Below are 11797 nucleotides of genomic sequence, written 5' to 3' on the forward strand. Positions count from 1 at the left end.
ACTACTTGGCAGACGTATGATGAAGGTAAGCCAAAAGGTGTTGTTAAAATCACTGAGTCAAATGGTATGTTAACGGGCAAGCTTATCAGCACCGTGTCAGAGAAAGGTCAGAAGCACGTTGGTATGACGATTATCTCTGGACTAAAAGCTGATGGTAACGGTAAATACAGTGGTGGTAAGATCACTGACCCTGAAAAGAACAAAACTTACAAACTGACGGCTAACTTGAAAGGTAGCAATCTTGACCTAAAAGGTCACTTAGGGCCATTCTCACGTAGCCAAACGTGGAAAAAGAAATAAGTTTACGCTAATGTAATTCTCTTTATTAAGCTAAGTCTTAATAGAGAATAAAAAAATCCCGCATTACCTAAAGGTTTTGCGGGATTTTTAGTTGTATCTGTTCTTATATTTCTGTTTAAAGTAATTTTAAGATCTTGGCTAGGTATTTATTGCAAAACAAAAGCGGTACAAGCTAGGTAGTAGCTTTGCTACGATAAATGTTCGTCACTTGCTGTGCATAATGTGCTGCAGAGGCTTCAAAAATTCATCCTAGCAGCACGACACATTCTTTTTACAGTATACTCGCTAATCAACTATCTTATAAATTCTGGATAGGCTTCCATACCACATTCGGCAAGATCACCGCCTTTATATTCTTCTTCTTCAGAGATGCGCAGACCGATGACTAGTTTGATAATACTCCAAACAATTAAGCTGCTTATAAAGACCCATGCAAAAATAGTCGCGGCACCGGCTATTTGACCAATAAAGGATGCTGCTGGATTGGTCAGCGGTACAATGAGTAGACCAAATAAACCCACCACCCCATGGACAGAGATCGCGCCTACAGGGTCGTCAATCTTTATTTTGTCTAGTAACAGAATCGATAAGACCACGATGACACCTGCGGTCATACCAAAGAGGGTAGCCTGTAGCGCTGAGGGCGTTAAAGGTTCTGCTGTGATGGCAACCAAACCTGCTAATGCACCGTTTAAGAGCATGGTTAAATCTGCTTTACCAAAGATAAGGCGTGCGATAACCAAAGCACCAACCGCTCCACCAGCAGCGGCAGCATTGGTATTCAAAAACACCATAGCAACGGAATTAGCGCTAGCGATATCACCAAGCTTTAATACTGAACCACCGTTAAAGCCAAACCAGCCCATCCATAATATTAAGGTACCAAGTGCTGCCAATGGCAAGTTTGCTCCAGGAATAGCGCGTATCTCACCTTTAGCGCCGTATTTACCGAGGCGCGCTCCTAGGAGTAGTACACCTGATAACGCCGCCGCCGCACCTGCCATATGTACGATACCAGAGCCAGCAAAATCAGAGAAGCCCAAGTCGCCCAGACTATATAAACCGAAGACCTCTTTGCCACCCCATGTCCAGCTGCCTTCTAATGGATAAATGACGCCAGTCATCACCACTGCAAATAATAGGAACGACCATAGTTTCATACGCTCAGCGACCGCACCTGAGACGATAGACATACAGGTGGCTACAAAGACCACTTGAAAGAAAAAGTCGGACGCGCTGGAATAAACGGCATCGCCATCAAAGCCGTTTTCAGCTGAGGCAGCTAAAGCATCGGCAACTAGGCTCTCGCTACCTGCAATACCACTCAAAAATAAATTGCCGTCATACATGATGGCATAACCGCATATCATGTACATGATACAGGCAGTCGCAAAAAGCGCGATATTTTTGGTTAAGATTTCCACGGTGTTTTTTGAGCGTACCAGCCCCGCCTCTAACATAGTGAAGCCTGCTGCCATCCACATGACAAGCGCACCACACATTAAGAAATAAAACGTATCTAGCGCGTACTGGAGCTCAAAGATTTGATTTTGCATGTTAATTCCCCCTTGAATATATGCAATACAGAGATCGGTATGACCTATAAAGAGATATTTATAGGTAAGTCTTATGCTTAGATAGCGTCAGGACCTGTCTCACCCGTACGAATACGAATGACTTGCTCGAGATTGGTCACAAATATCTTGCCGTCACCAATTTTTCCGGTGCTAGCGATGCGCGTGATGGCTTCGATAGCAGGTTCAACCATCTCATCCATCACCGCCACTTCCACTTTTACTTTAGGCAAAAAATCCACCACGTACTCGGCGCCGCGATAGAGCTCAGTATGGCCTTTTTGGCGACCGAAACCTTTGACCTCAGTGACGGTAACGCCTTTAACACCGATGTCAGAAAGCGCTTCACGCACATCATCGAGCTTAAACGGTTTTAAGATCGCAGTGATTAGCTTCATAAAAAAATCCTTATATGGGTGATGTCGCAGGTCAATAGATGCCATTTGATGCAACATATTATGATCATGCTTATATTAAATGATTCAAGAATTGTGCCAAACCTACTCAAGAGGGAAGGTAGGATAGGGCGAATTTACTCAAAATTATTAGCACAATGACAAAAATAGCGTTTATACAGCAAACATAACCCTCATTTTACCCTGTATAAACAGCTAATTAACCTGTAACGTTACATGAATACAAACTTTATTATAACCAACTTTTTAAGCGCTTGGGGGAGGATATGTTTTTATTTCCTGTGATGATTTGCTAAAAGATTGTAGGATATAAAAACAGCGGTAAAAGACAAAGGCTAAATAATGGTCAATATGAAGATTGGCACTTCTATCGATAATTATTTAGCCTTAGTGTGAAGAGGATTAAATTAAGAGTTTAGCTTTAAGCCTTTGGAAACAGGAGATACGGGGTAGTCGTACTGCCCAGTAGTTTTTTAGTGTCACTGCCTTTTAATAGCTCAATCAGGCGCGGCTGAGCAAAGGCACCAGTCATCAACAGACCAATATCGTTATCGCGTTGGTAGTAGTTTAAAGCTGAAGTGACATCGCGGCAGTCGAGTAAGATTTTTTTGCATTTAATGCCGGCTTGTTTCAGGCGCGCATAGGCTTCACGTAGCGCATCACAGTTTTCAGAATTTTCTTTACCGACCATGACGATGTGGACCAGTAAGGCACGCACGAGAGAAGTTTTACATAGCCAATTGAGCATTTTGTGCGCAGTAGGGCTGTTGTCAAACGCAAATAAAGCACTGGTAGGGGGCAAAAATGGTGCATGAGTCACCAAAATGGGGCAGTGACTTGAGCGGATCAGCTGGCTTAAGGTGGATTTACAGGTGACATTATGACCAATCACAATGAGTTGGGCTTGGTCATCGACATAATTAATGCTGTCATCGAGCTTTTCATGCCGATGCAGCGTATAGGTTTTGATTTTGTGACGTTGCTGCTCGCAATAACTGCTGGCTTGATGCAAAAGCAGCTTACCTTGCGCTTTTAGCTCACAATTACCGAAGTGCTCTTTTGCGGTAAATTGATCAAGCAAAGTATTTTCATCATCAATATTTAGGCAACCTGAATAATCAACGGCTGCCTTTTGCTGTAAGCTTGGTACTGAATACAGCAGTCCAATCGGAGCTTGCAGGCGGATAGACGCCCACATGCTTGCATCCAATACGGCTTGCACATGGTCTGGACAGTCTAAGCAGGCAATCACGCTATCTGGTTTCAAATTACTCATAGAGGCATCACATCATTTCAATAACTAAAATCAAGTTGGGCAGTCGAGAGAGTGCTCTCAACCGCCCAACTTGATGTTATATACCAATATAATTGCTGATCAATAAACAACTCGTTTATATCAGCTTGATAACACACATACAGTTTTAATCTAATAAGCCAATGTCTCGGCGATCATGAATCGAAAAACGATCGATAAGGGTACGGCTGGCACTGTTCAATCCAACAACTTTTACATCAATACCTTCGCGTTGCAAACGTATCACCAACTTGTCTAAGGTGTCTACTGCGCTGATATCCCAAAAATGCGCTTGGCTAACATCAATATGAACATTATCTAACGCCTCTTTAGTATCAAAGCTTTGCAAAAATTGTGTGGTGGATGCAAAGAATACTTGCCCTTGAATATAATAATAACGGGTATTGCTACTGTCATCGTATTCGCTAAAGACGGTTAAGAATTGACCGATTTTATTGGCAAAGGCTAAGGCAGATAACAGCACACCAACACCAACGCCGTATGCTAGGTTATGAGTAAAGACGGTAGTCAAAACCGTCGCTAGCATGACGATATTAAATGACATAGGATGGGTCTTAAATTCACGAATAGACTGCCAATTAAAGGTACCAATAGACACCATAATCATCACAGCTACCAGCGCTGCCATCGGTATCAAGCTGACCCAATCACTTAAAAACACTACCATAATCAGCAGTACCACACCGGCGATAAGCGTTGATAAACGGGTACGCCCACCAGATTTTACGTTAATCATTGACTGTCCAATCATCGCACAGCCAGCCATACCACCAAAGAATCCTGAGACCACGTTAGCAATACCTTGGCCACGACATTCGCGGTTTTTATCGCTTGGCGTATCGGTTAGCTCATCGACAATGGTTGCTGTCATCATCGATTCCAACAAACCTACGATAGCAAGCGCGATCGAGTAAGGCGCGATAATAAGTAAGGTAGTCAAGTTTAGGGGAATATCAGGAAGCAAAAACATTGGCAATGAATCTGGCAAGTCGCCCATGCTACCAACGTTACGAATATCAAGATTCATATACATGGCAACAGCTGTCAAACCTACAATACAAATCAGTGGCGATGGAATAACGCGACCAATTTTAGGAATGAGGGGAAATAAATAGATAATCGCCAAACCTGCGGCAGTCATTATATAAACCGTCATACCGACGCGTTCAGTGGCAGGGTTGAGCTCAGGCAGCTGCGCCGCAAAGATCAAAATCGCCAACGCATTGACAAAGCCAATGACCACTGAGCGCGACACAAAACGCATCAGATTACCGAGTTTTAAGATACCCATTATGATTTGAATACCACCGCACAATAAGGTTGCAGCTAACAGGTATTGCAGACCGTGATCGGCGACCAAATCAACCATAACCAGTGCCATGGCTCCCGTAGCTGCCGAAATCATACCCGGGCGTCCACCAACAAAACTGATGACTACTGCGATGCAAAATGAGGCGTATAAACCAACTTTTGGGTCGACACCGGCGATGATAGAAAAGGCAATGGCTTCTGGGATCAGTGCCAGAGCAACAACCAAACCTGATAAGGTATCGCCACGAATATTGGAAAACCACTCTTCACGTAAATTACCAAAAAAAGATGTCATAAGTAAACTGCATATGGTTGGAGACAAAAAAAGCAATCATTATTCAGTGATAGAATGATTGCATTATGATGAACGTTTCTAGAATGATAAAACTGTGTCCGCAATCATGGTCTGCGGTAGAAGAAAACAGATGAATTGTCAGAAAAATTATAAAAATGTATATGATAAAAAATAAGGGAGCGTGCGACTGTCGCATGATAAGTGTGACAACATGCTAAACTAAAATACTATGCTGAAGTCGTCGTCAATGTAGTGGTTCTTCATAAGGTCGCTATTATAGCATTAGCCACTCAATATAAAAACTGCCGTATCATAGTATAAAGTATTGAAAAATTAGTACCGAAATGTAGTTGATACCGTTATCATGCTATTCATTTTAAGCAAATTGTTCAGGCGATAGGTGCAGTATGTTGATTGCCTGTTTTCTTGATACTATTTTGTTCGTTTATTTGTTCGTCTAATAAAAGGAAAAGCCATGACCGCTAGCACCGCAACAACATTACTTCATAAAGGCAGTGGTTTACAAGTCGTGGTCGGTTTGGGGCAGTCGGGGTTATCGGTAGCGAATTATTTGACCGAGCAAGGCTACCAAGTCGCCATTACTGATAATCAAGAAAATCCTGCGTTAGCAGATAAGCTACCTGCGATTATCGATATCAGACAGTTTGGCGCGATAGATGCAGAATTATTACAACAAGCGGCACGCATCATTATTAGCCCCGGTATCTCTTTAGAGCATGTCGCCATTGCAGCAGCGCGTGCGGCAAATATTCCAGTCGTCAGCGATATTCAGCTGTTTTGTGAGGCTTGTACGGTACCAATCGTTGCGATTACAGGTTCAAATGCTAAGAGCACAGTCACGACACTGGTCGGACAAATGGCAGCAGATGCTGGTGTTAATGTTGGCGTAGGCGGCAATATCGGCGTGCCAGCGTTGAGCCTGCTGAGTAATAACGAGATGGAGCTGGCGGTTATAGAGTTATCTAGCTTTCAGTTAGAAACGGTCACCAACTTAGGGGCGCAGGTCGCAACAGTCCTCAATATGTCTCCTGATCATTTAGACCGTCATGGCGATATGCTCGGCTATCACCAAGCCAAACACCGTATCTTTCAAAGTGCCAAATCGGTGGTGATCAATCGTGAAGATGCGTTGACTCGGCCACTGGTGTCAGACAGTCTACCGCGATTAAGTACAGGTATTCATGCTCCTAATAAAGGGCATTATGGACTTATTACAGATACCGCCGGACAGACTTATTTGGCACGCGGCACAGAGCGTTTATTATCAGCAGACAAACTCAAAATTAAAGGACGTCATAACCTGCTTAATGCCCAAGCAGCATTGGCATTGGGTGAGCTTGCTGGTTTGCCACTTGAGAGTATGCTAAACACCTTGCAGCAGTTTGCAGGTCTTGAGCATCGTTGCCAATACGTCGCCACTGTCGCTGATATTGACTACTTTAATGATTCTAAAGGTACCAATATTGGCTCAACCATGGCAGCTGTCGAAGGTTTAGGGGCTGTTTATGCACCAAAAGACGGTAAGCTATTATTAATATTGGGCGGTCAAGGTAAAGGTCAGCAGTTCGGTGAGCTTTCACCTTTTATCAATCAATATGTCAGTCAAGTGCTATTTATTGGTGAAGACGGTCAGCAGATTGAGCAGCATTTACGAGCAGCTGGTATGAGTGATGAGGTCAGCCTACATCAATGTCAGACATTGGAAGGTGCTTTTACGACGATTAAGCAAGTAACGGCAAGTAGCTTGTCGCAAGTACAGGCGGTATTATTGTCGCCTGCTTGTGCCAGCTTTGATCAGTTTAACGGGTTCGTCGCTCGCGGCGAGAATTTTAGTCAGCTCGTGCAGCAATTGGATGCTGTGTCTGAATAGACAATCTTAGAAAATCCTGATTTGTCAGATACAGGGTTATAAAGCGCCTTGTTACAAGATTATGTGACCTGCGCTTTATAATCGTAAAAACGGCAAGTGTTTTCTGGATAAATGATTGTTTTGAATATAAATTGCTGCTACTGTCGAAGAAAGCTCTGTCCAGTCAAATCTATTTCTTAATTTTTAAACGGTGGCGTTGTATAAACGTCGTGTTTCTTCGTTTGTTAGTGTATATAAAATTATGGCGCTCTCTTCTCTTTTTCGTTCTTCTTCCCAATCTCGGCAGCCTAATGGCTCAGATGGTGTCTTGTCTATGCCATCCGCACGGGCGATTTTACTATCAAGCGTTGGCTGTATATTGGTATTGAGTCTATTGATGGTGGCTTCGGCGTCTATTCCTTTTGCGCTTAGCCGCGGTATGACAGAACTGAAATTTTTTTATAATCAGCTTTTATACATGGGCATTGGACTGGCTATTGCAGCGGTTTCTTATCATGTGGTGTCATTAAAAAGATTATATAGAACCGAAACCCAGTTTATGCTGTTGGCCATCACGGGTTTATTACTGGTTGCAACCTTATTTAGTACGCCCATTAATGGCTCTAAGCGCTGGCTAACGCTAGCTGGATTCAACTTTCAGGTAGCAGAGCTTGCAAAGCTTGTGATGATTATATTTGTCTCAGATTTTGTTGTACGGCGCTCATTCGAAGTTCGTAATGGTTGGGATGGCTTTTTAAGGATTGCTCTGGTCGTTGGATTGATGACCGTCCTTTTATTAGCCCAGCCAGATTTTGGTTCGTTTGTGGTTATCCTTGGTACTGTTTTTGCTATTTTCTATATTGCTGGCGCGCCTTATAAGCAGTTCCTTGCTTTAGGTGCCGTCGCCGTCGGTGGCGCGGTACTAATGGTTGCAACGGTGCAATATCGATTGGTACGAGTAATGTCGTTTTTAGACCCATTTGATGATGTCCAAGATACCGATTATCAGCTGGCACGTAGCTTAATTGCCTTTGGTCGTGGTCAGTTTACTGGCGTCGGTTATGGTGAAAGCGTACAAAAGCTATCGCATTTGCCAGAAGCGCATACCGATTTTTTATTAGCCATTACGGGTGAAGAATTAGGCTTCGTTGGGGTCACGATGATTCTAATATTGGAGGCGCTGATTATCGGTAGTGCGATGCGTATCAGTTATAACGCGCTCAAACGTCGGCAGATGCGTATGAGCTATACGGCTTTTGGTATCGCTGTGGTGTTTATTGCCCAGACTATTATTAATGCAGCAATGAATATGGGTGCGATTCCGACCAAAGGTTTGACGATGCCATTCTTTAGTTATGGTGGCTCATCGATGTTGATTAGCCTTGTGATGGTGGCAGTGCTACTGAAAATTTATAAAGAAAGCCCTGAGATTGAAAAAAGCCAGTGTCGTTATTATTAACTGGTTTTATTCATCAAAGCGTCGCTAGCAGCGGCGCTTTTTTATTACGTAGTTTTATTACGTAGCAGGCATCTTTAAAGACTGTCTACCTTGTAATGGCGTGTTATCCCATTGAGCAATTGCTTGATTGAGCATACGATCCGGGGAGTCATGCTCGACTGGCAGTTGCCCTAATAGCTGTAATGCATATGCAAGCAGTTTACTTGGATGATGAGTATCGATAGGCTGCGCAAGATTTTGCTTGGAGAGTTTTTGACCACCTGAATTGCATATCAAGGGCAGATGATACCAATGACTGATAGTGGGTAAGCGTGCCGCTTGCATGATACTGATTTGAGCAGTCGTCATCGGTAAGATGTCCAAACCGCGCATGATATGAGTGACTTGTTGTAGTCCATCATCAAGACTTGCCGCCAAAATATAATTAATCATGCCATCTTGACGTCGAGCTACCATGTCCCCTAGGGTTTGCTGCGGATTATTCCACTGTATGCCCTGAATACCATCGTTGAATCCAATACAATAATCTGGCAGCTGTATACGCAGCTTATGTTGTATAGGATTTAAATTCGCCTTAATACAAAAACGTGGATAGCGCTGCCTATTAGGTTGTAGGTAGCTATCTATACCTTTATCATCGTTAACGGACAAGTCAGTGGATATGTTTGCATTAGTAAACGCTATTTGTTGTTCTTGTTGTGTCCAATAATGCTCTAAACGCTTACGTGAGCACTGACAGCCGTAGGTCAAAGGACGTAGTATTGAAGAGACATAATCATTATAAATATCAATGCGCTCAGACTGAAAAATCACATCGTCATCCCAGTTGAGCCCAAGCGCCTCTAAATCTATCAAAATTTGCTCAGTAAACTGTCTGTCACAACGTTCGGTGTCAGTATCTTCGATACGTAATAACCATTTGCCACCGATAGATTTGATATGACAAAAGCTGGCAAGCGCTGTCGTTAATGAGCCCAGATGCAGCTCCCCTGTGGGTGAAGGCGCAAAACGACCAATAGGCTGGGGTATATTCTGAGTAGTTGGCATAGGTTATTCTGATATAGAGACGTTAGGCGTTTATAAAATAGGCAGTTATTGTAAGATAACCAAAGAAATATAGAGAATAAACGACCTGAGCATAAAAAGATATTTAATAGATCCAGCTATTTTGTTGGTAACTCGTCATTAGAGTAAAACTCGCCTATAAAACGCCACGAGCGACCAATATATGGTCGCTCGTCTTTATTCTTTTGCCTATTAAAGGGTGCTTCACCTTGTACTATCTGTGCGTTTAGCGAAGATCTAGGTGTGACCTTGGTTTTGACGCTCTTTAATCTCAGACAAGGTTTTACAATCGATGCACTGAGTCGCTGTTGGACGTGCTTCAAGACGACGCAGGCCAATCTCAACACCGCAAGTTTCACAAAACCCATAATCATCATTTTCGATTTCTGAAATAGACTTGTCGATTTTGCGAATGAGTTTGCGTTCACGATCACGCGTACGCAAAGTCAGAGCAAACTCTTCTTCTTGAGTGGCGCGATCATTGATATCTGGCATGGCGCTTGACTCATCTTGAATATAAGTTTTAGTACGATCAGCTTCACCGATCAGCTGATGCTTCCAGTCTAATAGCATTGCCTTAAAATGCGCCAACTGCTCATCAGACATATATTCTTCGTCTTTGGCAGGTGCATAAGGCGTAAACTTAACATCACTTGGATTCGTAGTCAGGGTGCTCATATTGGTATCCTACTTTTTCAAATTAATTCAATAAAACGCCCTGTCAAAAGACCAGACGTTATCAATTTACCAAACGCTATAAATTTTCCCTTTATAAAACGTTTTACCACTTAGTAACACAGCTGATCTGATTAAGATGGTTATCTTGATATGCCGATATCGATATATCAATGGTCAAGTATATTGTCATAAATATTTTTATTTAAATGGTTGTACCTAAATAAAATAACAAATCACAGACTGTGAAAACTTAGATTGGGGTTGATGTAGCTATCCTAGCTATTATAATGTTGTCTCATGACGTATGAAACTGTCTTTTTTATATTGCTATTTATCGTTTGTCATACGGTCTTGAAACTACTGTTTATTTAAAATAAAGAGGCGATGATCTATATTACTATAAACCCGTACTTTGCCAGTCATTTTATAAGGAATCAAGCAAAATTAGCTAGCATATCACCGACAGACGCATAGCTCTATTATAGCCAAACGAGTAATTAATTCTAGCTAATAAAATAGGTGGTCAAGTATCTAGTCTTTCAACCCAGCTTGCAACCTTTCCATTGTTGGCTAATTGCAACCAACGATAGCCCGGACGTGCATTGTTATCATAGGCAAAGTTGTCTTCAAACGGTTTAAACTGATAGCAGGTAGAAGGCGTGCTATACACAGTTACTCCTTTATGCTGTTGCATTTGTTCTTGGTGGGTATGCCCATTAATAATCACCCTCAGCTGCTCAAAGGGCGCAATATGCTGCCAAAATTCTTCTGCATTGTCTGCCATGTGGCTATCAATCCATTCAGAATCTACGGGCAAGACATGATGATGGATCGCAATGAGCGCTGGTTTCGCACAAGAAGCTAGCTGCTCACATACCCAAGCAATGTCAGTTTCGGTAACCTTGCCTTCAACCTTGCCACTAATCGATGAGTCAAGTAAAAGCAGCTGCCAATGCTCAGACTCAATCAGATGACGGCTCAGCAAACGTGGGTCAGCAGCCCTCGCAATCAGCGTCCGTTGGTAAAAAGGTAAATCCTCACCCATCTCATCAGTCACGTCATGATTGCCAGCAATACAGGCAAAGGGAATGCCGGTATCCTGCAATACTGTAAAGATATGGTCATAAATAGCAGGCTGCACTATATTGACCAAATCGCCAGTGACGATAATCAAATCACAGCGTATCTCTTTGCTCAATGCTTGCTTGATAATTGCCTCAAAACTATATTGGCAAACAGCGACTTCACTACTGGTTTCATCAGCAGAAGCCGGCACATGTGATGATAGATGTAAATCAGTGATTTGCAATACATTAACCTGTCCGTCTGGGGTACTGACGGTACTGACAGGATAGCTTAGCATGATATTTTGTCCCTTATCGCAGCAAAAAACTGAACATTTTTAAGGTTTTGATAGGATTACGTATGTAATAACAGCTGAGCAATTGCAGCTCATCTGGCTGGCTCGTTAATATGGTTTTTATAGGTGGCATTTTAGACTGATAAGAGGGTGT

10 protein-coding genes are annotated in these 11797 nt (G+C 42.6%); 3 read left to right on the forward strand and 7 right to left on the reverse strand.

Going from position 1 to position 11797, the window contains the following annotated elements:
* On the forward strand, positions 1-300 hold a 300-nt coding region (locus tag VLN09_RS10710; protein WP_325246369.1), incomplete at its 5' end, for a DUF2147 domain-containing protein.
* Between the two features lie 293 nt (positions 301-593).
* Here VLN09_RS10710 and VLN09_RS10715 read toward each other — a convergent pair.
* From VLN09_RS10715 to VLN09_RS10730, 4 genes are all read right to left on the reverse strand, one after another.
* Positions 594-1856: an ammonium transporter gene (locus VLN09_RS10715; protein ID WP_325246371.1), complete on the reverse strand. Its 1263-nt coding sequence runs from the start codon at positions 1854-1856 to the stop codon at positions 594-596.
* A 77-nt stretch (positions 1857-1933) separates the two neighbouring features.
* Positions 1934-2272, reverse strand: coding sequence for a P-II family nitrogen regulator (locus VLN09_RS10720; RefSeq protein WP_011514651.1), 339 nt, complete (start codon positions 2270-2272; stop codon positions 1934-1936).
* A 439-nt stretch (positions 2273-2711) separates the two neighbouring features.
* On the reverse strand, positions 2712-3566 hold the full coding sequence (locus VLN09_RS10725) for a universal stress protein (protein ID WP_325246373.1): 855 nt from the start codon (positions 3564-3566) through the stop codon (positions 2712-2714).
* A 145-nt stretch (positions 3567-3711) separates the two neighbouring features.
* Positions 3712-5211 (reverse strand): SulP family inorganic anion transporter, encoded by a 1500-nt coding sequence (locus tag VLN09_RS10730; protein WP_325246374.1) that lies wholly within the window; start codon positions 5209-5211, stop codon positions 3712-3714.
* 475 nt (positions 5212-5686) lie between these two features.
* On the opposite strand from VLN09_RS10730, the gene murD reads away from it, so the two are divergent.
* Positions 5687-7102, forward strand: a complete 1416-nt coding sequence (murD, locus tag VLN09_RS10735) for a UDP-N-acetylmuramoyl-L-alanine--D-glutamate ligase (RefSeq protein ID WP_325246375.1) — start codon at positions 5687-5689, stop codon at positions 7100-7102.
* Between the two features lie 313 nt (positions 7103-7415).
* Positions 7416-8540, forward strand: coding sequence for a putative peptidoglycan glycosyltransferase FtsW (locus VLN09_RS10740; RefSeq protein ID WP_325246377.1), 1125 nt, complete (start codon positions 7416-7418; stop codon positions 8538-8540).
* A gap of 57 nt (positions 8541-8597) precedes the next feature.
* Here VLN09_RS10740 and gluQRS read toward each other — a convergent pair whose 3' ends face one another.
* The 3 genes from gluQRS to VLN09_RS10755 form a co-directional block, all read right to left on the reverse strand.
* A complete protein-coding gene (gene gluQRS, locus VLN09_RS10745; RefSeq protein WP_325246379.1) occupies positions 8598-9587 on the reverse strand; it encodes a tRNA glutamyl-Q(34) synthetase GluQRS in 990 nt (329 codons plus the stop codon).
* 255 nt (positions 9588-9842) lie between these two features.
* A complete protein-coding gene (gene dksA, locus VLN09_RS10750; protein ID WP_011514645.1) occupies positions 9843-10283 on the reverse strand; it encodes an RNA polymerase-binding protein DksA in 441 nt (146 codons plus the stop codon).
* Positions 10284-10806: 523 nt separating this feature from the next.
* Positions 10807-11646: a metallophosphoesterase gene (locus tag VLN09_RS10755; RefSeq protein WP_325246382.1), complete on the reverse strand. Its 840-nt coding sequence runs from the start codon at positions 11644-11646 to the stop codon at positions 10807-10809.
* Between the last annotated feature and the right edge of the window lie 151 nt (positions 11647-11797).

Source organism: Psychrobacter sp. (assembly GCF_035469765.1).
In the GTDB taxonomy this organism is placed as follows: domain Bacteria; phylum Pseudomonadota; class Gammaproteobacteria; order Pseudomonadales; family Moraxellaceae; genus Psychrobacter.

Coding starts and splice junctions, on each gene's coding strand:
- dksA (WP_011514645.1), bottom strand. CDS start 10,283: ATGAGCACCCTGACTACGAATCCAAGTGATGTTAAGTTTACGCCTTAT.
- murD (WP_325246375.1), top strand. CDS start 5,687: ATGACCGCTAGCACCGCAACAACATTACTTCATAAAGGCAGTGGTTTA.
- gluQRS (WP_325246379.1), bottom strand. CDS start 9,587: ATGCCAACTACTCAGAATATACCCCAGCCTATTGGTCGTTTTGCGCCT.
- VLN09_RS10725 (WP_325246373.1), bottom strand. CDS start 3,566: ATGAGTAATTTGAAACCAGATAGCGTGATTGCCTGCTTAGACTGTCCA.
- VLN09_RS10715 (WP_325246371.1), bottom strand. CDS start 1,856: ATGCAAAATCAAATCTTTGAGCTCCAGTACGCGCTAGATACGTTTTAT.
- VLN09_RS10730 (WP_325246374.1), bottom strand. CDS start 5,211: ATGACATCTTTTTTTGGTAATTTACGTGAAGAGTGGTTTTCCAATATT.
- VLN09_RS10720 (WP_011514651.1), bottom strand. CDS start 2,272: ATGAAGCTAATCACTGCGATCTTAAAACCGTTTAAGCTCGATGATGTG.
- VLN09_RS10755 (WP_325246382.1), bottom strand. CDS start 11,646: ATGCTAAGCTATCCTGTCAGTACCGTCAGTACCCCAGACGGACAGGTT.
- VLN09_RS10740 (WP_325246377.1), top strand. CDS start 7,416: ATGCCATCCGCACGGGCGATTTTACTATCAAGCGTTGGCTGTATATTG.